Origin of the sequence: Erwinia sp. STN24 (genome assembly GCF_041320675.1) — a bacterium.
Lineage (GTDB): Bacteria > Pseudomonadota > Gammaproteobacteria > Enterobacterales > Enterobacteriaceae > Erwinia > Erwinia aeris.
The window spans coordinates 1497450-1522095 of record NZ_JBGGPM010000001.1 but is presented as its reverse complement, the minus strand read 5'-3'; the positions used below and the strand labels follow the sequence as shown (position 1 = coordinate 1522095).

At 56.5% G+C, this 24646-nt stretch carries 21 protein-coding genes and 1 tRNA gene; 14 read left to right on the top strand and 8 right to left on the bottom strand.

The features are described from left to right. Window positions 1–14: 14 nt before the first annotated feature. The 7 genes from ACA373_RS07370 to ACA373_RS07340 all read left to right on the top strand — a co-directional run bounded on the left by ACA373_RS07370 (window position 15) and on the right by ACA373_RS07340 (window position 6151). On the top strand, window positions 15–866 hold the full coding sequence (locus ACA373_RS07370; RefSeq protein WP_253460234.1) for an isochorismatase: 852 nt from the start codon (window positions 15–17) through the stop codon (window positions 864–866). Beyond that, window positions 863–1615 carry a 2,3-dihydro-2,3-dihydroxybenzoate dehydrogenase gene (dhbA, locus tag ACA373_RS07365; RefSeq protein ID WP_253460237.1) on the top strand — a complete coding sequence of 251 codons (753 nt, stop codon included), beginning with the start codon at window positions 863–865 and terminating at the stop codon, window positions 1613–1615. The genes ACA373_RS07370 and dhbA overlap by 4 nt, the downstream gene beginning before the upstream one ends. Continuing rightward, window positions 1615–2037: a hotdog fold thioesterase gene (locus ACA373_RS07360; RefSeq protein WP_253460240.1), complete on the top strand. Its 423-nt coding sequence runs from the start codon at window positions 1615–1617 to the stop codon at window positions 2035–2037. The genes dhbA and ACA373_RS07360 overlap by 1 nt, the downstream gene beginning before the upstream one ends. 72 nt (window positions 2038–2109) lie before the next feature. Further along, window positions 2110–3156, top strand: coding sequence for a YncE family protein (locus tag ACA373_RS07355; protein WP_370734269.1), 1047 nt, complete (start codon window positions 2110–2112; stop codon window positions 3154–3156). Window positions 3157–3276: 120 nt separating this feature from the next. Next, window positions 3277–3951 (top strand): antitoxin Xre/MbcA/ParS toxin-binding domain-containing protein, encoded by a 675-nt coding sequence (locus ACA373_RS07350; RefSeq protein ID WP_301730432.1) that lies wholly within the window; start codon window positions 3277–3279, stop codon window positions 3949–3951. Then, window positions 3944–4609: an RES family NAD+ phosphorylase gene (locus ACA373_RS07345; RefSeq protein WP_253460248.1), complete on the top strand. Its 666-nt coding sequence runs from the start codon at window positions 3944–3946 to the stop codon at window positions 4607–4609. The genes ACA373_RS07350 and ACA373_RS07345 overlap by 8 nt, the downstream gene beginning before the upstream one ends. A gap of 108 nt (window positions 4610–4717) precedes the next feature. Next, complete coding sequence (locus tag ACA373_RS07340) at window positions 4718–6151, top strand: glycoside hydrolase family 1 protein (RefSeq protein WP_370734268.1); 1434 nt, start codon at window positions 4718–4720, stop codon at window positions 6149–6151. A 48-nt stretch (window positions 6152–6199) separates the two neighbouring features. Here ACA373_RS07340 and ACA373_RS07335 read toward each other — a convergent pair whose 3' ends face one another. Next, the gene (locus ACA373_RS07335) at window positions 6200–9784 is read right to left on the bottom strand and encodes an AAA domain-containing protein (RefSeq protein ID WP_370734267.1); all 3585 of its coding nucleotides are present in this window, start codon (window positions 9782–9784) and stop codon (window positions 6200–6202) included. 548 nt (window positions 9785–10332) lie between these two features. Next, a tRNA-Asn gene (locus tag ACA373_RS07330) sits at window positions 10333–10408 on the bottom strand. 290 nt (window positions 10409–10698) lie between these two features. Here ACA373_RS07330 and ACA373_RS07325 point away from each other — a divergent pair. Next, window positions 10699–11838, top strand: a complete 1140-nt coding sequence (locus ACA373_RS07325) for a Gfo/Idh/MocA family protein (protein WP_253460258.1) — start codon at window positions 10699–10701, stop codon at window positions 11836–11838. A 117-nt stretch (window positions 11839–11955) separates the two neighbouring features. Here ACA373_RS07325 and ACA373_RS07320 read toward each other — a convergent pair whose 3' ends face one another. After that, window positions 11956–13410, bottom strand: coding sequence for an AMP nucleosidase (locus ACA373_RS07320; RefSeq protein ID WP_301251040.1), 1455 nt, complete (start codon window positions 13408–13410; stop codon window positions 11956–11958). A 145-nt stretch (window positions 13411–13555) separates the two neighbouring features. Here ACA373_RS07320 and ACA373_RS07315 point away from each other — a divergent pair, with 145 nt between their 5' ends. Together ACA373_RS07315 and ACA373_RS07310 are read left to right on the top strand one after the other, a co-directional pair. Further along, window positions 13556–14215, top strand: a complete 660-nt coding sequence (locus ACA373_RS07315) for an NTP transferase domain-containing protein (RefSeq protein WP_370734266.1) — start codon at window positions 13556–13558, stop codon at window positions 14213–14215. Continuing rightward, complete coding sequence (locus ACA373_RS07310) at window positions 14190–14375, top strand: XdhC family protein (RefSeq protein WP_253460269.1); 186 nt, start codon at window positions 14190–14192, stop codon at window positions 14373–14375. Before ACA373_RS07315 ends, ACA373_RS07310 begins: the two co-directional genes overlap by 26 nt. A gap of 32 nt (window positions 14376–14407) precedes the next feature. On the opposite strand, the gene ACA373_RS07305 is transcribed toward ACA373_RS07310, so the two are convergent. The 4 genes from ACA373_RS07305 to ACA373_RS07290 form a co-directional block, all read right to left on the bottom strand. Further along, complete coding sequence (locus ACA373_RS07305) at window positions 14408–16690, bottom strand: xanthine dehydrogenase family protein molybdopterin-binding subunit (protein WP_370734265.1); 2283 nt, start codon at window positions 16688–16690, stop codon at window positions 14408–14410. Then, window positions 16687–17685: a xanthine dehydrogenase family protein subunit M gene (locus ACA373_RS07300; RefSeq protein WP_370734264.1), complete on the bottom strand. Its 999-nt coding sequence runs from the start codon at window positions 17683–17685 to the stop codon at window positions 16687–16689. The genes ACA373_RS07305 and ACA373_RS07300 overlap by 4 nt, the downstream gene beginning before the upstream one ends. Continuing rightward, window positions 17682–18173, bottom strand: coding sequence for a (2Fe-2S)-binding protein (locus ACA373_RS07295; protein ID WP_125288063.1), 492 nt, complete (start codon window positions 18171–18173; stop codon window positions 17682–17684). Before ACA373_RS07295 ends, ACA373_RS07300 begins: the two co-directional genes overlap by 4 nt. Window positions 18174–18377: 204 nt before the next feature. Further along, window positions 18378–18821 carry a type II toxin-antitoxin system RatA family toxin gene (locus ACA373_RS07290; protein ID WP_253460278.1) on the bottom strand — a complete coding sequence of 148 codons (444 nt, stop codon included), beginning with the start codon at window positions 18819–18821 and terminating at the stop codon, window positions 18378–18380. A gap of 302 nt (window positions 18822–19123) precedes the next feature. Between ACA373_RS07290 and ACA373_RS07285 the strand changes: the two genes are divergently transcribed. The 3 genes from ACA373_RS07285 (at window position 19124) to ACA373_RS07275 (ending at window position 21243) form a co-directional block, all read left to right on the top strand. Next, window positions 19124–19486 (top strand): type II toxin-antitoxin system RelE/ParE family toxin, encoded by a 363-nt coding sequence (locus ACA373_RS07285; protein ID WP_253460281.1) that lies wholly within the window; start codon window positions 19124–19126, stop codon window positions 19484–19486. Beyond that, complete coding sequence (locus ACA373_RS07280) at window positions 19474–19773, top strand: XRE family transcriptional regulator (RefSeq protein WP_253460284.1); 300 nt, start codon at window positions 19474–19476, stop codon at window positions 19771–19773. The genes ACA373_RS07285 and ACA373_RS07280 overlap by 13 nt, the downstream gene beginning before the upstream one ends. Window positions 19774–20010: 237 nt before the next feature. Next, the gene (locus ACA373_RS07275) at window positions 20011–21243 is read left to right on the top strand and encodes an MFS transporter (protein ID WP_253460287.1); all 1233 of its coding nucleotides are present in this window, start codon (window positions 20011–20013) and stop codon (window positions 21241–21243) included. A 199-nt stretch (window positions 21244–21442) separates the two neighbouring features. Here the strand turns inward: ACA373_RS07275 and xylE are convergent, their stop codons facing one another. Beyond that, the gene (gene xylE, locus ACA373_RS07270) at window positions 21443–22933 is read right to left on the bottom strand and encodes a D-xylose transporter XylE (protein ID WP_370734262.1); all 1491 of its coding nucleotides are present in this window, start codon (window positions 22931–22933) and stop codon (window positions 21443–21445) included. Window positions 22934–23293: 360 nt separating this feature from the next. On the opposite strand from xylE, the gene xylA reads away from it, so the two are divergent. Then, window positions 23294–24613, top strand: coding sequence for a xylose isomerase (xylA, locus tag ACA373_RS07265; protein ID WP_301730419.1), 1320 nt, complete (start codon window positions 23294–23296; stop codon window positions 24611–24613). Window positions 24614–24646 lie beyond the last annotated feature (33 nt).

The following is a 24646-nucleotide window of genomic DNA, read 5'->3' as shown; positions in this document are numbered from 1 at the left end:
ATTCCGGAGAAAAAATGACTATCCCTGCACTAAAAGCCTATGCGCTGCCTGCCGCCGCCGACCTGCCAGAAAACAAGGTCAAATGGACGTTTGAACCCGCCAGGGGCGCGCTGCTGATCCACGATATGCAGAACTATTTTATTAATTTCTGGGGCGAAGACTGCCCGATGATCAAACAGGTCATCAGCAATATCGCCGCGCTGCGTGAATACTGCCGCCAGAACGGTATTCCGGTTTACTACACGGCGCAGCCTAATCATCAAAGCGATAAAGACCGCGCGCTGCTGAACGATATGTGGGGGCCGGGGCTGAATAAACATCCGGAGCAGCAGAAAGTCGTAGCCGAACTGGCGCCGGAAGAGGGTGACGAAGTGCTGGTGAAATGGCGCTACAGCGCCTTCCATCGCTCGCCGCTGGAGCAGCACCTGAAAGAGACCGGCCGCGACCAGCTGATTATCTGCGGCGTGTACGCGCATATCGGCTGCCTGACCACCGCTATCGATGCCTTTATGCGGGATATCCAGCCCTTTATGGTGGCGGATGCGCTGGCTGACTTCAGCCGCGACGAGCACCTGATGGCGCTGAAATACACCGCCGGTCGCGCCGGGAAAGTGGTGCTGACGGAAGATCTGCTGCCGGTGCCGCTGAGCATGGCGCAGCTGCGCGCGCTGGTGCAACCGATGCTGGATGAGGACGAAACGCCGGAAGAGGATGAGAACCTGATCGATTACGGCCTGGATTCGGTGCGCATGATGGCGCTGGCGGCGCGCTGGCGTAAAGTTTACGGCGATATCGATTTTGTGATGCTGGCGAAAGAGCCGACGCTGGCGGCCTGGTGGCGTCTGCTGTCGCGGGAGCGCGCATGAGCCTCGATTTTACCAATAAACATATTTGGGTAACCGGTGCCGGTAAAGGCATTGGCTATGCCACCGCGCTGGCCTTTCACGAGGCGGGCGCGACGGTAGTCGGGCTGGATCTCGCTTTCCCGCAGGCCGATTACCCGTTTCAAACCGTGGAGCTGAACGTGGCCGACGCGCAGCAGGTAAAAGCGGTATGCCAGCGGCTGCGGCCGGAAACGCCGCGACTGGACGTGCTGGTCAACGGTGCGGGCATTCTGCGGATGGGCGCGACGGATGAGCTGGACGTGGCGGACTGGGAAGCCGTGATGGCCGTTAACGTCGGCGGCGCGTTTAACCTGTTTCAGCAGACTATGCCGTGGTTCCGTGAACAGCGCGGCGGCGCTATCGTCACCGTGGCGTCGGACGCTGCGCACTGTCCGCGCATCGGCATGTCGGCCTACGGCGCGTCGAAAGCGGCGCTGCGCAGCCTCAGCCTGACGGTTGGCCTGGAGCTGGCCTCTTTCGGCGTGCGCTGCAACCTGGTGTCGCCAGGCTCGACCGATACCGATATGCAGCGCACGCTGTGGAAAAGCCCGGATGCCGAACAGCAGCGCATTCGCGGCTTTGCGGAGCAGTTTAAAGTCGGTATTCCGCTGGGCAAAATCGCCCGGCCAGAGGAGGTCGCCAGCACCATCCTGTTCCTTGCGTCCGATCAAGCCAGCCATATCACGATGCAGGATATTGTGATCGACGGTGGCAGCACGCTGGGGGCGTAATGACAAAATCTATCTGGAAGCGCCAGCTGAGTCTGGATGAGCTTAACCGCATGGGCGACGGATCGATGGTCGCCCATCTGGGCATGACCTTTACGCTGCTGGAAGAGGCCAGGCTGGAGGCGACCATGCCGGTCGATGCCCGTACGCAGCAGCCTTTTGGCCTGCTGCACGGCGGCGCGTCGGTCGCGCTGGCGGAAACGTTAGGATCGATGGCCGGCTTTTTGACCAGCCAGGAAGGGCAGTGCGTGGTCGGCACGGAGATTAACGCCAGCCACCATCGCGCCGTGACCGGCGGCCTGGTGCGCGGCGTGTGTCAGCCGCTGCATCTGGGCAGAAGCCAGCAGGTCTGGGAAATCGCTATCTATGACGACAGGGACAGGCGCTGCTGTACCGCAAGATTGACCACGGCGCTGCTGGGCTAATTTTTGGCCCGCCGCCGCAAGACAGCACGTCGGGCCGCTTTACCTCTGATCATTCAGTTACATGGAGAGAATATGAACGCTACCTTCAGCCGTGGAAAAGGCTACCTGTTAACGCTGGCGCTGTTTGCCGCCGCGATCCCCGCCCACAGTGAAACCGCTGAACCGCTGCGCCAGCCCGTTGCCAAAGGCGCTTATGAAATGGCTTACAGCCCGTCGCAGCAGGCGCTGTATGTGGCCACTTCCGGCAGCCGCCAGCTGGATAAGGGCGGCATGGTTTACCGCCTCGATCCGCAGACCCTGGCCATTACTCAGGCGATCCACAACGACCTCAAGCCCTTTGGTACGGCAATCAACAATAAAACCGACACGCTTTTTGTCGGCAACACGCTGGACAGCACGGTCACTGCGATCGATGTAAAAAACGGTCAGGTAAAAGGACGTCTGGTGCTGGATGCGCGTCCGCGCAGCGAAAATTTCCGTCCGCTGGCGCCGCGTGAGCTGGCGGTAGATGAAAATACCAATACGGTTTATATCGGCGGCGTGGGCGAAGAGAGCCGCATCTGGGTGGTGGATGGCGATAAGCTGACGCTGCGCCATACGCTGGAGGGCTTAGGCAAGCACGCTACCGGCCTGACGCTGGATACCGCCGCGCACCGCCTTTACGCCACCGGCGGCGATAACGAACTCTTCACTTTCGACACCGCCAGCAACAAGCTGCTTGGCAAAGTGAAGCTGGCAGAGGGCGAGCACTTCTTTCTGAATATCAGCCTGGATCCGGCCACGCATCGCGCCTTTATCACCGACTCTAAGCAGCCTGAGCTGCTGGTGGTGAACACCGAAGACGGCAAGGTCATACAGAAGGTCGCCGTGCCAAAATCGCTGGCGGTGCTGTTTAATCCGCAGCGCAATGAAATTTATGTGACCCACCGTGAGGCGGGCGAAGTCAGCATTATTGACGGCAAAACCTATAAAGTTGTCAAAGCCCTTAAGGCGCCGACCCATCCAAACAGCCTTGCGCTGTCGCCGGATGGTCAGACGTTGTATATCTCCGTTAAGCAGGCTTCTTCCCGCAAACAGGAAGCCGCCGCGCCTGACGAGGTGATGCGCGTCGCGCTGTAATCCGTTGCCCCGATCGCTGACGTCGGGGCTTTATCTTTACGTTTCCGTTCAAAAAGCGACCTTGTCAGTAATGATGGTTATGTTATATTGCTCATAACTACCATCACCAAGGATAAAGCTATGAGCGCCATTCCGGGTTCTTCAGGTATCGCGACGCTGGTGGGCACTCCGAAAGAGATCCAGGCCCGTTTAAATAAGTCTCAGGCCGATCGCGTATTGGCCATGACCTTTGTTCATCAACAACCGGGCGTGGTCGAGACGTTAACGGAAAACATTATGAACATGACCGTTTCTTTGCTTGAGGTGCTGCGGGAGCGTCAGGAGCAGTCATCGCTGGAGCGGCTGGCGGAAATCATGCTGCCGTCGGCGCCGGTCTCGCCAACGTTGCTGAAAGAAGCCGCTATGCTGATCCAGGCCCGTAAGGCCGTACTGGAAAGCGGAGACTGGCTGACGGCGGCAGAAGTGGCCGGGCTGGCCGGGTTCAGCGCGCGCAACCCCAGCGCGCAGCCGCATAAGTGGAAAAAACAGCAGCAGATTTTTACCATTCAGCATCACGGTATTGATTACTATCCTGCCTGGGCCCTGGCGGCGGACACCGGGTTCCGGCCCTGTAAGGCGCTGGCGGAAATCATAAAAATCTTCACCGATAGCAAGGACGGTTGGGGAATGGCCTACTGGTTTCGGGCCGACAACAGCGCCCTGGGCGGCAGGCGTCCGCAGGATTTGCTGCTCAGCAGCCCGGAACAGGTAATAGAAGCAGCGAAAGATGAGGTAGAAGGCGTTGAACATGGCTAGCTCTGCCGATGCTTTACTGCTTCCCGCTCCCACGGCAGAGCTTGCTGTTACCCTGACGCTCCTTAACGCCGGTGAAAAGCTACACCGTATCCATCTGGATAAATATCAAGCGACGCAGTTTAATCCGGGCCTTAAAGGCAACGCGCGATTCAGCCCCATTAAAGATGAGAAAGATCGCGCTATTCCCACGCTGTATGCCGGTACGACGTTTTCCTGCGCGCTGATGGAAACGCTGTTTCACGACGTTCCGCATACCGCCGGGTTCAAAAGCATGGACAAGGCAAAGTTTACCGGCCAGCAGCACTCGGTTATTGAGGTAACGGAAGCGCTGAGGCTGGTGGATTTACGCAGCCTGGCTTTACACAAGCTCGGCCTGAAGCGTAGCCAGCTAATCGATACCGAAAAAGATTGCTATCCGGCCACCCGAAAATGGGCCGAAGCTATTTATTGCCAGTGTCCGCAGGCGCAGGGATTGCTCTGGATATCCAGACAGGATGACGCGGCGCGCGCCATCGTGCTTTTTGGCGATCGCCTCGGCGTAAAAACGCTACGGCCCACGGGCGTTTCCCGTTCTCTGCTACAGGATCACGGCACCTGGTTTAAAGTGCTGGAGCTGGCAGAACGCATAGCGCTGACCATTGTGCCCGCACGGCATTAATCGGCTTCTTTCCTGTCTGCCATCCTGCTTTTGCTTTAAAATCGTCGCTGGTACAAATCTTGTCATCAATTGCCGTTAAAACTTGCCGTTTTAAAAAGGATGAATGCAATGAAAGAAAGATTTCCGCAAGGCTTTATGTGGGGCGGCGCGACCGCCGCGAATCAGGTAGAAGGCGCCTACAACGAGGATGGCAAAGGGCTTTCCATCGTGGACGCCATTCCCGGCGGCAAGTCCCGCCTGGCTATCGTTTCCTCGCCTGATTTTGATTTCACCCTCGACCCTTCCCGCTACACCTATCCCAACCATAAAGGCATCGATCACTATCACCGCTTCCGCGAGGATATCGCGCTGTTTAAGGAGATGGGCTTTAAGTGCTATCGCTTCTCCATTGCCTGGACCCGCATCTATCCAAACGGCGTTGAGCAGCAGCCCAACGAAGCGGGCCTGCGTCATTATGATGAGGTGATTGCTACCTGTCTTGCGCACGGCATCGAGCCGGTTATCACTCTTTCCCATTATGAAATGCCGCTGCATCTCGCCACCGAATTCGGCGGCTGGAAAAATCGTGAAGTCATTGAGCATTTTGAACGCTTTGCCCGGACGGTGCTGGAACGCTACGGCCAGAAAGTAAAGTACTGGATGACCTTTAACGAGATCAACAGCGCGGTACATTTCCCGATGATGAGCCAGAGCCTGACGGTAAAAACCGGCGCGCTGGATCCGCAGGCGAAGTTCCAGGCGTGGCATAACCAGTTTGTCGCCAGCAGCATGGCGGTGAAAATCGCGCACGAAACCAATCCCGCCATTCAGATTGGCTGCATGATTATCTACGCTACCGCCTATGCCTTTGACTGTAACCCGCTTAACCAGCTGGCCACGCTGAAAGAGATGCAGTCGTTTAACTTCTACTGCGCCGACGTGCAGGCAAAGGGCGACTACCCTTATTACGCCAAAAGCCTGTGGAAATCGCTGGGCGTGACGCTGGATATCCAGCCGGGCGACATGGCGTTAATCAAAGCGCATACCGTGGATTACATCGGCTTCAGCTACTACATGTCCACCACCATCAATAAAACCGCGGAAGCGGAATCCGCTCAGGGCAATCTGCTGGGCGGCGCGCGCAACCCGTTCCTGGAGGCCAGCGACTGGGGCTGGGAAATCGATCCTGTTGGCCTGCGCATCGGGCTGAATCAGCTCTACGATCGTTACCAGAAGCCGCTGTTTATTGTCGAAAACGGCCTGGGCGCCATTGATAAGCCGGATGAAAACTTCCGGGTGGAAGACGACTACCGCATCAACTATCTGCGCCAGCATATTGAAGCGATGGCGGAAGCGATTGACGACGGCGTCGAGCTGATGGGCTACACGCCGTGGGGCTGCATCGACCTGGTCAGCATGTCCACCGGCGAAATGAGCAAGCGCTACGGCTTTATCTATGTCGATCTGGACGACACTATCTCCGGCACCGGCAACCGCTATAAGAAAAAATCCTTCTACTGGTATCAGCAGGTGATTGCCAGCAACGGCAGCGATCTGGAGTAGGGTATGGGCCGTACAAGATCTGTTCTGTACGGCCCAACGCCGCCGGCGTCAGAACGATAGCCGCTCTTTTAGCTCGTTAACGAAAGAGACATCATCCAGTTCTGCGCTCAGTTCATGACGAATAGCATTGCTGAAATTACCTGAACCCTCGCAGCTGTGATGATAACCATGTGACAGCCAGTTCCAGCTACCCAGGGTGATGTAGCGTCCGTCAACAACCAGCAGTTTTTCGTGCGTCCCTTCCGGCAGGCGGATGACATTCTCTTTACCCAACTGGTCGCAATACTCTGCAACCAAATCGTTATCGTTATCTTCGCCCCGATCCAGCCGCTGATGATGATAGCCATAACAGACTTTTACCGTTATGCCGCGACGCTGTGCGGCCACCAGCATCGCTAATTCCGGCCGCTGCCAAAGGCCGCCGCGTCTTATCCATGGCGTTACTACCAGCAGTTCCTGTTCGCAAGTGGCCGCCTTAGCGGCAAAAGCCGCAATATGCTCACAATCTTTATAGTATCGCTGTAGCCGTGGCGTCTGGCTTATCCGTTCGAAATCGGGGTGTTGGCTACCTTGTTCAAGGAGAAAATCATCGGCCAGCGTTTGCGCCACTATTGCCAGATAGCCACCAGCCTGCTTCAGGCGGCGGTAATTTCCCACTACGATAAATTGTTGCCTGGCTCGGGATACGACTACGTTCAGCATATTGGGCGCATCGTTCTGAAAACCTTCTTTATCCAGAGGATGAAAAATGACCGGACTATAAATAATGACTTCAAAACCTACGCCCTGAAACTGATGAACTGTCCCGATACAGTTTTTTTCCCAGTGGTTCATTCTTTTAGCAAAACGTTGGACCAGTAAAGACTTTTGATTGCTGTAAGGCGTCACAATGCCTACGTCGGCGCACAGGTCGTAACCTGCGTCTTCAAGTTTATCCAGCAGCTGGCCAATGGCTTCCGCCTCATCGAGATTGGTATTGGCGACGCGGCCTTTCTGGCCTTCCACGCTGTAAAACATCAGATGATGACCGCCCGCCTTTTCAAAAGCCTGGGCTATTCTTTTATCAGGTGGCGCCGTTTCTACCGTGACGCCTTGATAGCCCGCCACGCGCGTGAACAGCCTGGCGATAGGTAACTGACAGCGGCGATGCTCGTCCAGAATTATACCATTGCCTATATCGCCAGCACGGCCGGTAGCGCTGCCAGCTGCCCGATGATAGGCGGTGACGGTGGCAGGCGAGACTCGCTCATAAAGGAGATTATTGGTAGCGAAATGACGCTGGCGTAACAGCTGTTGCGTTCCTTCAGAAAGCGTACGGATAGGTTCGATTTGCAAAGGATCACCTACAATCATCGCTTTTTCGCTGCGGCTCAGTAACGGTACCAGCGACTCTGCCGAAATCATGCCCGCCTCATCACAAAGCGCCAGTGCCCAAGGCTTATGGCCTTTCAGTTCGCTGAGTTTAGCGTATCCCGCCATTTTGTAAGCGGAGACCAGCGTGGTCGCCATGATCGGATAAACCAGCGACAGCGCGCTATAAAAATCATCCAGCCTCTCCAGCCAGCGGTAGTAGCCTGCGCCTGTTTTCTGACGAGATATAAGCGCGCGCCAGTGCGTGACTACCTCTTCCAGATCGTGTTTACGTTTCAGCTGTTCCTGCCAGAGATAACCTGTAGCATCTGCAAACATTTCACGGTGTTGTCGGATAAAGCGTTTACGTAAAATGTCGCACCAGCTGCCTTCAGGATAACGCTGCGCATGTTCGTCGATGTAGTGCTGCGCCAATTCAACTCTGCGCTGTAACGTCATTAATTCAGCAATTTCTTTTTCCAGCGCGTCCAGGGTTATCAGTTCTTCAGGATCCGGTTCAGGCGTCAGCAACAGCTTTAGTAACTGAACGGCTTCTTTGTCTGCCGATAGGTTTGCGCCAGCGTCTGCCAGTTCGACTAGCTGCTGGTGGGAAAACTCAATAAGCATCATTCGCTGATAGCTATCAGCATAGCGTGCGCGCATCTTATCGCAGCGAGTCTGATATTTGCCTGTTAAAACACGCGCCAGTAAATGTCGGATGCCCTGGCGTGGATAATCATGGTAATTTTTTTCCAGCACTGGGCGCAGCGGGTCGTCCAGCCAGGCGACGATAGATTGCCAGTTATGCGGCAGTGGCCAGGTTGACTCAATCTCCATGGCCAACTGCCATGCCTGCTTACGCCGCCGTTTTGCTTCAATAAACGCCTCTTTTTGTAGCTCAATAGCCAAATCAAGCGAAAAGAGATCGTCAGACTGCGTGACCAGCAGAGGAGGGAAATTGGCTGCCTTGACGAAAAAGTTCGCTACTTTCGTTGCTAAAGCAGCCTTTACTTCCGTGATATCGGTCGTCGGGAATCCACAGTCGCTTATACTCTGTAACGTGCAGGCCTTATGGTTAATATATTCTTGATAACACGCGTTAATTTGCTGGCGGTGCTGGTTTAAACTTTCCAGAAAGGCCTGCTGACGTTCCGGCTCATAGCTTCCCTGTCGCCAGCGGTCTATTAATCTTTCCAGGCGAGAAAATTCTTGTTGTATCTGTTTATTTGAGCCGCCCTGAAACCATAGCCAGTCAAGATTCTGAGTAACCGGATCTTTACGAAGATCGTCGATAATATTTTCTACGGCTTTGATAGCCGTTGAGGTCACCAGCATACCGCAGTTGCGATCCTGACCATCGGCGATGGCGAGAGCCCGCTCTACGAGCTTTTGTGCAATCAGTGATTTAAAAAGCGTGGTTTTACCGGTGCCTGGGGCGCCCTGAACTGCGATCAGCCGCTCCTCCTGATTTATCGCCTGTATCGCCTGCATCTGGCCATGGCCCAGAGGATACTTTTGCTCAAACAAGCCATGGGTAGGCAAATCAAAACAGGCGGGAGCTTCATTCGCTGAATGCTCATAAGTCAAATACTGTTCCAGCAGAGGAAAAGTCCCCTCGGGCTTATCGCAGAGCCACTGATAATCCTTACCGTCGCGTTGGGTAGTAAAATCTTCATTATGTAACGGCGCGATAAGAGCATTGAAAGCCGTTTCAGGCGTCTGGCGCTGTTGACTAATCCACTGTAGCAATCCCTCAAAAGCAGCGTAAAAACCCTCATACTTATGGCCGGTCAGCGCGCTGACGATGCTCATCATATGCCGGTTTTCTCCCAGCTCTGCCAGCTCAATAGAAAACGTATTGCGGAACGCAAAAGGGAAGGCGCTGACCTGCTGACCATCATTTACCGGGATCAGCAGCGTATTGTCTTGCGAGGTAAAAAAGGATTTAGGAACAGGGAAAGAGAAAAGCGGCAGATATTTCGCATTAGCGTTACCATTTTCTGCATCAACGCAGCGTATGATGGGGAAAAGAAAGCTAATGGGTTCGATATGACTGATATAACCTTTATCATCATACTTAACGAAGCGTCGACGCCAGCTTTCGGCCATTTCCGCAGGGATAGTCAGGCGGACGCCGGACTCTTCGTCGCGGCAGTGCTGTCTGGTAATAAAAAGCTGTTGATATTCGTGCACCTTACTCGCAGGTATTTTACTTTTTTCTGCGCCACTATGCTGGACATAGTCTTGCCAGGCAGTAAGGATAAGGTTAGAAGTATTATTCATTAGAAGAGGCAAATCCTTGTAGGTCTTTGTCCTGTCAAATTGCATTTCAGGCAGAATATCACAAAATAACAGCGGCTTTCAGCCCGCAATTTTTTTTAGCGCGCTGCGGCTTTATAGCTAAAAGGTAAGGGGGATTTATACAAGCGTGCAGAGAAGCCACGCTATCGCAGCAAGCAAAAGCAAAAAGCCTGCTTACGTTTTTCACGCAGGATTTTCAAATCAAACCCTCTGCCTGAACCCGACCCGACGATACAAGAATTCATTGTTCTGCGGGCTGAAATATAAGCAAAGCTTGGAGTAAGGCTTACATTCACGCTATGTCGGATTGTTGCTACGAAAACGCTTACTCACAAGGATGAAAAGCGTCGTTATCGATAGTGAATGATTGGCGGCATTCTGGCAGACCACGGCTTAGGCCGACGGATATAGAATCCGGGCGTGCTGACCTCTCAGGCGAATGCAGCAGCAGGCTTGACGATAACGGCCCAAATGAAAATGCGAAACAGTAAAAAGCCCGCTCAGGGTTACCTGAGCGGGCTTTTCAAATCTGGCTCCTCTGACTGGACTCGAACCAGTGACATACGGATTAACAGTCCGCCGTTCTACCGACTGAACTACAGAGGAATTGTTGGAACGGGGCGCATAATATCTATAGCGATTTGCGATGTCAAAGCCTGTTTGCACTTTTTTCGCTGACTGCTGCATTAATCGGCAATTAAGCGGCGGGCATCGCCCGACGCGAAAAACGCCGTCGGCCAGGCTTTGCGTAGCGCCTCGCAATCCGTGAATGTAACCACTGAATAACGCAGCAATTTTCGTCAGCATGATCACGTTTATTTCATTTTCACATTGTTCAGACGGATTTTGAAATATACATTCCATCGACGCGCCTCGTTCACCCGTAAGGAACCCCAATGAAAAAAGTCAGGATAGGTTTGATCGGCACCGGCTATATCGGACGCTGTCACGCGATTGCTTATGCGCAGGCGGCCACCGTCTTTGCGCTGAAAGGCGAGATCGTGCGCGAGATGGTGGCGGAGGTCAGCCCGGCGGTCGCCAAAGCGCAGGCCGCGGCGCTGGGTTTTGCCCGCTGGACAGGGGACTGGCGCGAGCTGGCGGCAGACCCGGCGATCGACGTGGTGGATATCTGCGCGCCCAATTTTCTGCACAAAGAAATGGCGCTGGAGGCTATCCGCCACGGCAAGCATGTCTATTCTGAAAAGCCGCTGGCGCTGAGCGTGGCGGATGCCGAGGAGATGACGCGGGCCGCCGCGCAGGCCGGGGTGAAAACGCTGGTGGGCTTTAATTATATGAAAAACCCTACCAGCCAGCTGGCGAAAGAGATTATCGCCAGCGGCGAGATAGGCGAGGTGGTGCATTTTTACGGCACGCATAATGAAGATTATCTCGCCAGCCCGCAGGCGCCGCTGGACTGGCACTGTCAGAAGGCGCTGGCCGGGCTGGGCGCGCTTGGCGACCTGGGCGCGCATATCGTTAATATGGCGCATTATCTGGTAGGCGAAATCCGCGAGGTTTCTGGCGATATGCAGACGGTGATCGGGCAACGTCCCGATGCAAAAAATCCCGCCGTGCTGCGCGAGGTAGAAAACGAAGATCAGGCCAGCGCGCTGCTGCGCTTTGCCAACGGCGCGCACGGCGTGATTGAAACGTCGCGTATCGCCTGCGGCAGCAAAATGGGGCTGACCTACGTGGTGACCGGCACGAAAGGAGCGATCCGCTACAGCCAGGAGAGAATGGCGGAACTGGCGCTTTATCAGCATGAGGACGCCGCCGGACGACAGGGGTTTAAAACCATTCTGACCGGCCCGGCGCATCCTGATTATGCTGCCTTTTGCATTTCTGCCGGACACGGCATCGGCTTTAACGATCAAAAAACGGTGGAAATCCGGGATCTAATCAACGGTATCGCGGCGGGCGATCCGATGTGGCCAGACTTTGCCGAAGGGCTACAGGTATCGAAAGTGCTGGAGGCGATAGCCGTTTCTGCGCTGGAGCGTCGCTGGATCGAGGTGCAGGGCACGTCCCGGTTTTAATGCGGCGTTTTTATGCTTTTTCGCCGGAGATAAGAATGACCACTTTAGCGATACCAGCTGCTGGCTTTGGCGACATCAGTCTCTGACAGGCGGAGGCTTCTACCTCCGCCCTGTTGCTCAGCGGAACGGCGGCTCGTTAAAGGTGCGAAGCTTACGCGAATGCAGCTTATCGCCCTCCGCGCGCAGCAGATCTATCGCGCAGATGCCAATCTGTAGATGTTCAGAGATCGCGCCTTCGTAAAAACGGTTAGCCTGGCCGGGCAGCTTGATCTCACCGTGGATCGGCTTATCGGAGACGCAGAGCAGCGTGCCGTAAGGCACTCGAAAGCGATAGCCCTGGGCCGCGATGGTGGCGCTTTCCATATCCACCGCTACCGCGCGGCTGAGGTTAAACCGCAGAGCGGAGGCGGAATAGCGCAGCTCCCAGTTGCGATCGTCCGTCGTCACCACCGTGCCGGTACGCAGGCGCTGTTTAACTTCTTCGCCCGGCATGCCGCTAACCTGTTTGGTGGCGTCAAACAGGGCGCGCTGCACTTCGGCAATGCTCGGTACCGGAATATCGGGCGGCAGTACCGCGTCCAGCACGTGATCGTCGCGCAGGTAAGCGTGAGCCAGCACGTAGTCGCCAATCGTCTGGCTTTCACGCAGGCCGCCGCAGTGGCCAATCATCAGCCAGGCATGCGGACGCAGTACCGCCAGATGATCGCAGATGGTTTTCGCATTGGAGGGGCCAACACCGATATTAATCAGCGTAATGCCCTGGCCCTCTTTGGCAATTAAATGCCAAGCCGGCATCTGGTGGTTTTTCCACGCCAGGCCGGAAATAGTGGTCTGGGGATCCGGCGTTTCGGCAGTCACGCAGATATTGCCCGCGCAGGAAAGAGCTTCGTAAGGCGAATCCGGATCTGCTATCTGCTCGCAGCTCCAGCGCACGAATTCGTCAACGTAGCGGGTGTAGTTGGTAAACAGCACCCACGACTGAAAATGCTCGACCGGCGTGCCGGTATAGTGACGCAGTCGCGCCAGTGAAAAGTCGGTGCGCAGCGCGTCAAAATGCGACAAAGGGAACTTTTCGCCCGGCTGGTAAAGGCCGTCCGCGTTCTCATCGCCAATTTGCGCCAGCTCGGTAGTCGGAAAATGCTGCGCCAGCCCGGCGCTCATGCTGCGATCCAGCCCCAGGTTGGAGCCGTCGATAACGTAAGGGAAAGGGATCTCCTGCTGCGAAGGCCTGACTTCCAGCGTTACCGGATACTCGCTGCAAAGCATGGAAAGCTGTTCGGAAAGATAGTGGCGAAACAGCGCGGGGCGGGTGATGGTGGTGGCATAGCTGCCGGGGCGGGTAAAACGGCCAAAGGCGCGCGACAGCTTGTGGCCCGCCGCATCACCCTGCCAGCTGACGCGCAGCTCCGGGTAAACAAACAGGCCGGCGGCGCGGCTGGCCGCATCCGGCAAGGTGCCTTCGCTGACATAGGTGGTAATCGCCTGGCGCAGCGCGCTGACCGCTGCTTCGTACAGGGCATCCAGCTTATCCAGCGCCTCGTCTACGGTTAATCCTGATGGTGGCCGCGTCATAAGTCTCTCCTGGGCGGTTATTGTTTTCTTAACAGCATGTTAGCTGAAATAAAGCGTGCGCGCTCAGGCGCAGTCTGAATTCATCCCCACAGGGGATAATTTGCGCTACGCTGGTAGCCCCGAACGTTAATAAGGGGAATGGGATATGGATAAGCATGAGCACAGGGAAAAAACGATCGGCGTTCTGGTTATCGCGGCCGGTCAGGGACAGCGGTTTACCGAAGCGGGTGGCGCAACCGATAAGCTCCAAGCGGCGTTCGCCGATGCGTCAGGGCAGGTAAAATCGGTGTTTGTTCACAGCTGCCAGGCGGCGCAGCAGAGCGGCCTGCCGGTATGCGTGGTGACGCGGCCCGCGCAGCAGGCCATCCGGGACTACTGCGAGCAGCAGGGCATTCCGACGGTGCTGGTGGAAAATACCCACATGGGCGAATCGATCGCCGCCGGCGTTCGCCAGACGGCGGCATGGGACGGCTGGCTGATCCATCTGGCCGATATGCCCTTTATTTCTGCGGCCACGCTGCGGCTGGTAGCCAGTAAAGTGGTTGAGGAGGGGATCGTGCGCCCCGTTTTTCGCGCCAGTCCGGGGCATCCGGTGGGGTTTGGCCGCTGCGCTTTCAGGGCGCTCAGCGCCTTGACCGATGAGCAGGGCGCACGCAGCCTGCTGGTGCAGTTTCCCCTGTATACGATTGAGCTACAGGATACGTCAATTTTGCAGGATATCGATCTGCCTTCACAGCTGCCAGCAGGAGAGAGCCCTGCTGTCGCTCAACGATCGGGTTATGCGCCAGGCGCTGAGCTGGACTAAAGATCGGCCCGTCTGGCTCTGTATCGTCATCAAAACCTGGGGATCGTCGCCTTGGGCAGTGGGATCGCTGCCGATCGTTGACGGGGGCGGTGCGGTTTGCGCCGGTAGGGCTGGCGATCGGCAGCAAAACGCCAGCCGAAACAGCGCTGGCGCCGCATAAAAATCGCGGGCCGTTTGCCAGCCCGCCTGCGGTTATAACAGCTTGTCCTGAGTGATGGGTAAATCGCGGATGCGTTTGCCGGTGGCGTGCCAGACCGCATTGGATATGGCGGCCGCCACGCCGACGATCCCCAGCTCGCCGACCGCTTTGCCGCCCAGCACGGTAGCCAGGTAATCCGGCTTGCCAACGTCAATCGTGGTCAGTTCAGGGATATCCGCGTTGACCGCTATCAGATAGTCGGCCAGGTTGGCGTTGGCTATCCAGCCGTCGCGATCGTCTATATGTCCCTGCTCCAGCAGCGCCTGGCCAATGCCCATCACCATGCCGCCAATCCACTGGCTTTCTGCCAGCTTAGGATTGTAAACCCGGCCGGAATCAAAGGCGCCGACCATTCTTTTAACCCGCACCGTGCCGAAGTCTTCATCTACTGCGACTTCGACAAAGATAGCGCTCCAGCTGTGAGCCGACACGCCGCCATCGGTAGGCGGCAGCATCATAGTGGAAGTACGATCCGCTTTGTTGCGATCTTCCTCGCTGGCGGTTTTATCGAAAGTGTCCTGATGCGCTACCAGCTTTTCGCGGCCGCTAAGCTTCAGCAGCTCGGCAAAGCTAATCCGTAATCCCGGGCTGTTGCTCAGCCAGAGATAACCGTCGGCCAGCGAGAGAGCGGAAGGCGGCTGCTGCCACAGCGGCGATTTCTCCGTGGCAGTCGCCAGCGTTATCAGCCTATCGCGCAGCGCCTGCGCGGTCTTATGCACCGCGCCAGTCAGCAAATTCGCCAGCTGCGAACCGCCCGCAACCGGCGCACGGGGCAGCAGCGTATCGCCAAGCGACACGGTGATGCTTTCCGGCGCAACCAGCAGCACGTCCGCCGCCGTCTGCGCCAGAATAGTGTAGGTGCCCGTGCCGATATCCACCCCGCTGCTCTGCACCTCAATACTGCCGTCAGCGGACAAAACAATCTGCGCCTCGCCGGGCGTACGGCGTACCGGATAGGTACCGGAAGCCATTCCCCAACCGATCAGCTGGCGGCCTTCGCGCAGGCTGCGCGGCTCAAGAGGACGTTTACTCCAGCCAAATGCGTCGGCGCCCTGTTGATAAGCCTCGCGCAGCTGGCGAGAGCTCCAGGGGATATTGGCCTGCGGATCCTGCTCCGCATAGTTTTTCAGGCGCAGCGCCAGCGGATCCATTTTTAGCGCCCACGCCAGCTCGTCCATTGCCACTTCCAGCGCAAAGGCGCTCGGGTTTTCGCCCGGCGCGCGCATCCAGCTTGGATTGACGGTATTCAGGTGGATCAGCTTGTGGTGCGATAAAAAGTTTGGCGAGGCGTACATCAGCGCCGTTACGGAATTACAAGGCTCCTTGTGCACATCGTTCAGCGCGGTTTCGTTCCAGCTGTCGTGCACGATAGCCTGTAACAGCCCGTCACGGTTGGCGCCCAGCGCCAGCTGCTGATGCGTGCGCGGCCTGCCGCCGAAAGCGGTAAAGGTCTGCGGCCGGGTCAGCGCCAGTTTAATCGGCCGGTTAAGCTCGCGCGAGGCCACGCAGGCCAGCGCGCTATGCGGCTGTATCCCGCCTTTGCAACCGAAGCCGCCGCCGACAAAGGGTGAAATCACGCGCACCTTGTCGTGATCTATCGCCAGCCATTCCGATACTACCTGACGCGCGCCGCCCGGCCACTGGCTCGGTTCCCACAGCGTCAGGCTGCCGTTTTGCCAGTGCGCGATACAGCCGTGCGGCTCAATGGGCGAGTTATATTCTCTGGGCGTGGTATAGATGCCGCCTACCTGCACCTCCGCCTGGGTCAGCGCGGGGATGGCGTCGCCCCAGTCAATCGTTAACGCATCCACCGTTTCTGGTTTAGCGTTGGGGTGGGTCGGATGCACCACAGGCGGCTGTTGTTCATATTCCGTCTCGATTAGCGCGGCGGCCTCGGTGGCCTGCTCCAGCGTTTCGGCCACGACCAGCGCAATATGCTGACCGTTCCACAAAACCTTATCGTCCTGCAACGGCAGAAAAGCCTGCGCCGCCGCGCCGCCTTCGCCAAAGGTTTTGGCTGAATGAATGGTTAATCCGCTTTCGTGGTTATACACCGCCAACACGCCGGGCGACTGGCGCGCTCGCTCGGTATGCATCGCGGTAATACGTCCATAGGCGATAGTTGACTGAACCACTACCGCGTAAGCGAGATTATCCAGCGATTTTTCGACAGCGTAGGTCGCCAGCCCCTGAATTTTCAGCCTGCCGTCGGCGCGATCCAGCGGGCTGCCTAAAGCCTGCTGACGACCGATCGATGACGTTTCGAGCGTGCTCATACCAGACCTCCCACGGTCATCAAAGCCCTGGCGATAACGCGAGGCGCAAGAATAATTTTGTGCCCGTTATGCTGGCGGGCAATGGCGCCTTCCGTCACTTTTTCCGCCGCTTTGCGCAGAGTTTTCTCCTCCAGCCGCTGGCCTTTCAGCGCCTGCTCTACCTGGTAAGCGCGCCAGGGTTTGGTTGCCACGCCGCCCAGCGCGACGCGTACCTCTTTGATGGTCAGGTTATCTTCTTCCATCTCCAGCCCTACGGCCGCGCTGGCAGCGGCGAATTCGTAGGAGCTACGATCGCGCACTTTAAGGTAGTGCGAGCGGGCCAGCGCGGCGCTACGCGGCACCGTCAGGCTGACGATCATCTCGCCAGGCGCGAGCTGGTGTTCAAGATCGGGACGATCGGACGGCAGGCGGAAAAAATCGGTAACGGGAACGGAACGCAGTTCGCCCGCGCTGTTTTGCAGGTTCAGCACCGCGTCGAAAGCGGTCAGCGCCACCGCAAAATCGCCGGGATAGAGCGCGATGCAGCTGTCGCTGGTGCCCAGCACCGCATGATTATGATTCAGGCCGTTCAGCGCGGCGCAGCCGGAGCCGGGGTTGCGCTTGTTGCAGGCGGACCAGGCCTGCGGATCGCGAAAATAGCTGCAGCGGGTGCGCTGTAGAATATTGCCGCCCAGCGAGGCCATATTGCGCAGCTGCGCCGAGGCGGCGAGCGAAAGGCTTTCCGCCAGCGCGGGCGCAAAAGTTTTTACCGTTTTGCTGTCGGCCGCCTGGCTCATCTTTACCAGGGTGCCGAGCGTCAGCTCACCGTCGCTGAGCGTAATATCATGCAGATCCTGCAAATGCGTAATATCCACCAGCGTGGCGGGACGCTCGACGCCGCACTTCATCAGATCCAGCTGCGTCGTGCCGCCGGCGAGAATGCGCGCCTCTGGCTGGCTGGCCAGCGTCGTGGCCTGGCTGAGGTCGGTCGCGCGTTGATAGTTGAACGATCTCATGATGTGGCCTCCTGGCTCAGGCTGGCCGCCGCGTCCTTCACGGCTTTGACGATATTGGGATAGGCGCCGCAGCGGCATAAATTCCCGCTCATATATTCGCGGATTTCGTCATCGGAACGGGCATGGCCTTCTTTGATGCAGGCGACGGCCGACATGATTTGGCCGGAGGTACAATAACCGCACTGGAAGGCATCGTGGCGCAGGAAAGCGGCCTGCACCGCATGCAGCGTCCCGTCCGGCGCGGCCAGACCTTCAATGGTGGTAATATCTCTGCCCGCCGCCTGGGCCGCCAGCGTCAGGCAGCTCAGCACGCGTTCGCCGTCGATATGCACGGTACAGGCGCCGCACTGCCCCTGGTCGCAGCCCTTTTTCGAGCCGGTTAAACCAATGTGCTCCCGCAGCGCATCCAGCAGGGTAGTGCGCGGATCGACCATCAGCTGACAGCTTTCACCGTTGACGGTGAGCTGCAAAGGATAAAGTTGAGTCATTGTCGTCTCCAGATTGGGGAGGTCACTGACAGTGTGCGCAGCGCTTACTCATGTCGACACTGCCTCATTGCTCGAAATACAGGCACGCCTGAAAAGGTGAATGCGATCGCTCTTTTTAGAGGAGCGTATCGGAAAGATAAGGATAGTCAGATTTGGGAAAAAGGGCGCGCGGCAGTTTGCAGGCGCAGATGCCGCATCCTGGCTTCAGGCGTGCGAATAAATTTCCTCCGCCCGCTGAATAAATACGCCCGGCAGCATTCTGACCATCAGGCTGAAAAAAGGCGCGAGGGTCAATCGCAGCAGGCCGTTAGCGAAGCGATATTTCACCGCGAAAGTCACGGTACAGGTTTTTTCTCCCGTAGCCTCAAAAAACCAGTCGCCCTCAAACTGCGACAGAAAGGAACCGCTTACCAGCCGCAGATGCAGCGAGGAGGGGGGATGGAAAGTGGCGCGGGTTGTCAGGCTAAGTTCAGGAAACTGTTGAAAGCGCAACCCGATGCGCACCATTTTTGCTTCCGGTTGGCTGGCAAGGATCTCGACCTGCCGACACCAGGGCAAGAAGTCGGGATAAGCGGCGACGTCGGCGACAAGGTTATACATCTGGCTCTGGCTGAAATTAACCTGAATGCGTTTTTCAAAAGTTGTCATCTTAACCCTTAGCCTGTTTGGCATCGCGCGCAGCCAACATAGCCGCTGCTCAAGGCTAATAAGTTACTTTCTAACGCTTATTGATCGGCCGCAAAAGAATTCGTTACAGGCAGAAAACTGCGCTTTCCGAGGCACAGTTTTGCGAGCGGCGCTGCATTCACACTGCAAGCAAGGCATACGTGCACGTTTTCTCAGGAAAGCGCTTCTGGTTTTAGCAAACAGGCAGCGGCATCTTACAAAAAAAGCCGTCATTATAGTTTTACACCTATATAGGTCTGGAGCTATATTAACGGAGGCCGCATATGTGGTTGCTCAAAACAACGGACAGGTTCGACTGGTGGTTCAGCACGCTTCAGGATCACGAACGGGCAGCCGTGCTGGGTTCGCTGCTGGTACTGCGCGCAAGAGGGCCGGAGCTGCCACGTCCCAGGGCCGACAGCATTCAGGGTTCGCGCTACAGCAATATGAAAGAGCTTCGCGTGCAGTGCCGTGGCAAACCGATACGGATCTTTTTCGCTTTTGACCCACAGAGAACCGGCGTGCTGCTTTGCGCAGGCGGCAAAACAGGCAATGAAAAACGTTTTTATCGCGTGATGATCCCGATAGCCGATCGGGAGTTTACTGACTATCTGAACAGGACCAGAGGTAACGTATGCGTACATTAGAACAGATGCTGGCGGAAGAAGCACCGCATGTCGTGGCAGAAGCGGAAAAGCTGGCCGCAGAGATACAGCTGGATATTCAGCTTGCTGAACTGCGTGAGCGGGTGCAGAAAACCCAGAGCGAGATGGCGCAGGCGCTGGGTGTAAAACAGCCTACCGTGGCGGGCATGGAAAAGCCGGGGCGCGATATCAAACTTTCCACGCTAAAACGCTATATCGAAGCGGCGGGCGGCAAGCTGCAGCTGAACATAGAGCTGCCGGACGGCTCGCACTATGGGTTCAAGGTGTAAAACCGCAGGCAAAAGGGCATAGGCAACGGGCCAGCCAGCCGTTATTATTTCACCCTCTTTTTTTCAGGGTTAAAGGCAAAAGCAGGGAGGCGATAGCTGGCGGCATGAGCAGAAAAATCACAGGGCGCGCGGCGTCAAACCACAGCCCGTATCAAGGCTGCGCAGGGGGAGGCGGGGATCGCACCAGTCCCTGCCTGAGCCGGAATCGCTCTCAAGGCGGTGCGCAGGGAGGCAGGTTTGAACGCTAAAGCCGCACTCCCGCACCGACAACATGCGTTCCGCTATGCGCCATTCAGAAACCTTTTTCTGGCCCGTTTCCTTACGGTGCTGGGCAACAGCATTGCGCCCGTTGCGCTGGCTTTCGCCGTGCTGGATATGGGCGGATCCGCAGCGGATTTGGGGCTGGTGGTGGCGGCGCGCTCCATTTTCAACGTTGCCTTTCTGCTGTTCGGCGGCGTGCTGGCGGATCGCTATTCGCGCAGCCTGGTGCTTTTTTCCTCCTCCGCCGTGGCTGCTTTGTCGCAGGGCGTGGTGGCATGGCTGGTGCTGGAAGGGATGGCGACTATCCCGCTGCTGGTTCTGCTCGGCACGGTGAACGGCGCAGCGGCCGGTATTGCGCTGCCTGCCTCCTCAGCGCTTGTACCGCAAACCGTCCCCTCGCCAACGCTGCGTCAGGCTAACGCCTTTATTCAGGTCGGCATCTATATCGGGACGGTGTTTGGCGCGTCGTTCGGCGGCGTGTTGACCAGCGCGGTTGGGCCGGGCTGGGGGCTTGCCGTTGATGCGCTGGGGTTCGCTGCCGCCGCGCCGCTCTATCGGTGCATCCGTATTAGCTATCAGCCTGTCGATGCGCCGGGTAATCTCTGGCTGGATCTGCGCGACGGCTGGCGCGAGTTTACGGCGCGTGCCTGGGTCTGGGCGGTGGTGGCGCAGTTTGCAGTGGTGAACGCCGCTTTTACCGGCATGGTAATGGTGTTAGGGCCGGTGATCGCCGATGCCTCTTTTGGCCGCACCCGCTGGGGCATGATGATTGCCGCGCAAAGCGTCGGGCTGATCCTCGGCTCCTGCGTCGCGCTGCGCTGGCGACCGCAGCGCGCGATGTTTATCGGCGTCATGCTGGTGGCGCTTTGTGCCGTTCCTGTTTTGCAGCTGGCGACCGGCGCGACGGCGCTGGCACTGATGGGCGGGTTTTGCCTGGCGGGCGCAGGATTCGGGCAGTTTGGCGTGGTCTGGGCGCATGCGCTACAAACGCATATTCCCCGTGACAGGCTGGCGCGCGTTTACGCTTATGACGCTATGGGGTCTTTTGTTGCTATTCCCGTAGGCGAGCTGGCCGCCGGGCCGCTGGCGATCCGCTACGGCAATAGCGCCGTGCTGCTGTGTTGCGCTGCTGCCGTGGTTATCGCTACCGTTGCAACCAGCCTGGTTCCGGCAATAAGGCAGCTGAAAAGTAATGCATCGGTTAAATAGCAGCCGATGCCTGTGCCTTTGACAAAACGCCGGTAAGAGAAACCACAGGCCCGTTGTAAATGGGCTGCACCCTAAAAGTTGGTCACCCAACCGAGTAAAGTGCAGTTTTTTATGGCAAAGCTGATATTCTTTTTAGCCAGGGCTGGCTGTCGTAATCACTCCGCTCGGGAAGATGGGCCGCCTCCCGTGCACGAACCGGTCAGTCCGCCAGTTTCTCACTCAGTCCGGCTGAAGCGGGTTTTTTCCATTGGGATTCCAGCTCCTCCAGCGACCTGCCTTTGGTTTCCGGCACGAACTTCCACATAAACAGCGCCGCCAACAGCCCCATCACGCCATACAGCCAGTAGGCGAAACCGTTGTTGAAATGCGCATTGAGCGTGCTGTTTTTATCCATCATCGGGAAGGTCCAGGAAACCAGATAGTTTGCCACCCACTGCGCCGCCACGGCCAGCGACATCGCTTTACTGCGGATGCGGTTGGGGAAAATTTCCGCCAGCAGCACCCAGCAGACCGGCCCCCACGAGATGGCAAAGGACGCCACGTAAAACAGCATTGCGCCCAGCGCCACCACGCCGGACATTTTGCTGTAGAAAGCGGTGCCGAGCGTAAACATGCCGATCGCCATGCCCAGCGCGCCGATAATTTGTAGCGGCTTACGGCCAAAATTATCCACCGTCATAATGGCAATAGTGGTAAAAATTAAATTAATGACGCCAACAATGATAGTTTGTAACAGAGCAACATCCGTACTGGAGCCAACAGAGCGAAAGACCTCCGGCGCATAATATAAAACCACATTAATACCAACGAACTGCTGAAAAACGGAAAGCATAATGCCAATAACAATGACGCCAGCGCCAAAAGAAAACAGCGGAGCGCTTTTGCTGGTACGGGTATTAACCGACTGTAAAATATTCTGTAGCTCTTTCTGGCTTTGCGCTTTACCAAAAAGCTTCTCCAGAATGGCGGCGGCTTTATCATTCATACCTTTGGCTGCCAGCCAGCGCGGACTTTCCGGGACGGCAAATAATAAAATGAAAAATAATAAAGAAGGAATGGCGCCGGAAAGAAACATTAGCCGCCATCCCATCGTATCCAGCCAGTCGGCATTGCCGGACAGCGCAATGCTGTAATTCACGCAATAAACTAACAGCTGCCCTAAAATAATAGCGAACTGATTACAGGCAACCATACGGCCACGAATTTTCGCCGGCGTAATTTCCGCGATATACATAGGGGAAACCATAGAGGCCAGGCCTACGCCAATCCCGCCGACGATACGGTAGATCACAAATTCGCTGAGATAGCCCGACAGGTAATAAGGCACGCCGCTGTCAGTACCGACGGCGCGGTGGCCGATTTCAGGGAAAGCTGAACCCAGCGCCGATAAAAAGAACAGCACGGCAGCCACCAGCAGCGTTTTCTTTCTGCCAAAGCGGGCGCTTAACGGGCCGCCCAGCACGCCGCCGATAATACAGCCGATCAGCGCGCTGGCGACGCAAAAGCCCAGCAGGGAATTGGCCGCCGACTCGCTTAATCCTCTGGGCGAAATAAAAACTTTATCCAGGGAGGAAACGGTGCCGGAGATCACCGCCGTATCATAACCAAATAATAACCCGCCTAATGTCGCCACCAGCGTGACAGAGATTATATAACGATTGTTGGCTTTCATCTCGGATGCTATTGCCATAACAAACCTCTTGGGTAGAAAGGAACAGGATAAAACGCGTTTATATTTGGAGGTAAGACGGATGCTTTTTATAAACTTCCACGCGTTTATTTTTTGAACTCCCTATGTCGCGAGGTAAACATAATCTTCCTGACTCGCCAAAGAAATTACAATTTTTTGTAATCGCTATGCTCGTTTTGCTTTTTATGAGAGGGATCACGGGTGTCTTCGTTCACGCCGGTAGCAACTTTGTGACTAAGGTCATGGTTGGGATATTACAGCGCTGCTTTGTGAAATTTTATAATTGAGTGTCGCGCTTTGTTGTTTGCATAGTGATGGGGTTCCCGCTAATTCCTGAACATATCTTTAAGGATAATGACCATGGCAGACTATTTCGATCGCATTACCAAAATTGCTTATGAAGGCAGCGACAGCCAGAACGATCTGGCCTTTCATTTTTATAATCCGGATGAAGTCATTCTGGGTAAAACCATGAAAGAACACCTGCGGTTTGCCGCCTGCTACTGGCACACCTTCTGCTGGGCCGGCACCGATATGTTCGGCACGGGCGCTTTCGATCGTCCCTGGTTTAAGGGCGGTGACGAGCTGGAACAGGCGAAAGCGAAAGCGGACATCGCCTTTGAGTTTTTCGATAAGCTCAACGTGCCGTTTTACTGCTTTCACGATGCCGACGTGGCGCCTCAGGGCCACTCCGTCAAAGACTACCTGCATAACTTTGCGGTGATGACGGATATCCTGGCGGAAAAACAGCAGCAGACCGGGGTGAAATTGCTGTGGGGCACGGCGAACTGTTTTACCCATCCACGCTACGGTGCGGGCGCGGCGACCAGTCCGGACCCGGAAATCTTTGCCTGGGCCGCTTTGCAGGTTAATGCGGCAATGGCCGCCACGCAAAAGCTGGGCGGTGAAAATTATGTGTTGTGGGGCGGTCGTGAAGGGTATGAAACCCTGTTAAATACCGATCTTAAACAGGAACGTGCGCAGATTGGCCGGTTTATGCAGATGGTGGTGGAGAACAAGCACCGCATCGGTTTTACCGGCACTTTGCTCATCGAGCCAAAGCCGCAGGAGCCAACCAAACACCAGTATGATTATGATGTGGCAACCGTTTATGGCTTCCTGAAGGAGTTCGGGCTGGAAAACGAAATCAAGGTCAACGTAGAGGCTAACCACGCGACGCTGGCCGGGCACTCCTTCCAGCATGAAATTGCCACAGCGGCAGCGCTGGGCATTTTTGGCTCTGTGGATGCCAATCGGGGTGATTTGCAGCTGGGCTGGGATACCGATCAGTTCCCGAACAGCGTGGAGGAAAACGCGCTGATTATGTATGAGATCCTGAAAGCGGGCGGCTTCACCACCGGCGGACTGAACTTCGATGCCAAAGTTCGTCGGCAGAGCACCGATCCTTACGATCTGTTCTACGGCCATATTGGCGGGATGGATGTGATGGCACAGGGCCTGCGGATTGCCGCTCGTCTGATCGAAGAAGGACGGCTTGAACAGGCTCGCGAAGCACGCTACGCGGGCTGGAAGGGCCCGCTGGGCCAGGACATTCTTGCCGGGAAATTCTCTTTGCAGGAGCTGGCGCGCTATACGGAAAAATCAGCGTTCTTTCCGGAGCACCGCAGCGGCCATCAGGAGCGGCTGGAAAATATTGTCAACCAGGCGCTCTACCGCTAGTGTCTTTTAGCCTCACGCCAGAGGAAGCGACGC

Excerpts from the sequence above, each read along its gene's own strand:
- ACA373_RS07370 (WP_253460234.1), top strand. The coding sequence starts at position 15 with ATGACTATCCCTGCACTAAAAGCCTATGCGCTGCCTGCCGCCGCCGAC.
- dhbA (WP_253460237.1), top strand. The coding sequence starts at position 863 with ATGAGCCTCGATTTTACCAATAAACATATTTGGGTAACCGGTGCCGGT.
- ACA373_RS07360 (WP_253460240.1), top strand. The coding sequence starts at position 1,615 with ATGACAAAATCTATCTGGAAGCGCCAGCTGAGTCTGGATGAGCTTAAC.
- ACA373_RS07355 (WP_370734269.1), top strand. The coding sequence starts at position 2,110 with ATGAACGCTACCTTCAGCCGTGGAAAAGGCTACCTGTTAACGCTGGCG.
- ACA373_RS07350 (WP_301730432.1), top strand. The coding sequence starts at position 3,277 with ATGAGCGCCATTCCGGGTTCTTCAGGTATCGCGACGCTGGTGGGCACT.
- ACA373_RS07345 (WP_253460248.1), top strand. The coding sequence starts at position 3,944 with ATGGCTAGCTCTGCCGATGCTTTACTGCTTCCCGCTCCCACGGCAGAG.
- ACA373_RS07340 (WP_370734268.1), top strand. The coding sequence starts at position 4,718 with ATGAAAGAAAGATTTCCGCAAGGCTTTATGTGGGGCGGCGCGACCGCC.
- ACA373_RS07335 (WP_370734267.1), bottom strand. The coding sequence starts at position 9,784 with ATGAATAATACTTCTAACCTTATCCTTACTGCCTGGCAAGACTATGTC.
- ACA373_RS07325 (WP_253460258.1), top strand. The coding sequence starts at position 10,699 with ATGAAAAAAGTCAGGATAGGTTTGATCGGCACCGGCTATATCGGACGC.
- ACA373_RS07320 (WP_301251040.1), bottom strand. The coding sequence starts at position 13,410 with ATGACGCGGCCACCATCAGGATTAACCGTAGACGAGGCGCTGGATAAG.
- ACA373_RS07315 (WP_370734266.1), top strand. The coding sequence starts at position 13,556 with ATGGATAAGCATGAGCACAGGGAAAAAACGATCGGCGTTCTGGTTATC.
- ACA373_RS07310 (WP_253460269.1), top strand. The coding sequence starts at position 14,190 with ATGCGCCAGGCGCTGAGCTGGACTAAAGATCGGCCCGTCTGGCTCTGT.
- ACA373_RS07305 (WP_370734265.1), bottom strand. The coding sequence starts at position 16,690 with ATGAGCACGCTCGAAACGTCATCGATCGGTCGTCAGCAGGCTTTAGGC.
- ACA373_RS07300 (WP_370734264.1), bottom strand. The coding sequence starts at position 17,685 with ATGAGATCGTTCAACTATCAACGCGCGACCGACCTCAGCCAGGCCACG.
- ACA373_RS07295 (WP_125288063.1), bottom strand. The coding sequence starts at position 18,173 with ATGACTCAACTTTATCCTTTGCAGCTCACCGTCAACGGTGAAAGCTGT.
- ACA373_RS07290 (WP_253460278.1), bottom strand. The coding sequence starts at position 18,821 with ATGACAACTTTTGAAAAACGCATTCAGGTTAATTTCAGCCAGAGCCAG.
- ACA373_RS07285 (WP_253460281.1), top strand. The coding sequence starts at position 19,124 with ATGTGGTTGCTCAAAACAACGGACAGGTTCGACTGGTGGTTCAGCACG.
- ACA373_RS07280 (WP_253460284.1), top strand. The coding sequence starts at position 19,474 with ATGCGTACATTAGAACAGATGCTGGCGGAAGAAGCACCGCATGTCGTG.
- xylE (WP_370734262.1), bottom strand. The coding sequence starts at position 22,933 with ATGGCAATAGCATCCGAGATGAAAGCCAACAATCGTTATATAATCTCT.
- xylA (WP_301730419.1), top strand. The coding sequence starts at position 23,294 with ATGGCAGACTATTTCGATCGCATTACCAAAATTGCTTATGAAGGCAGC.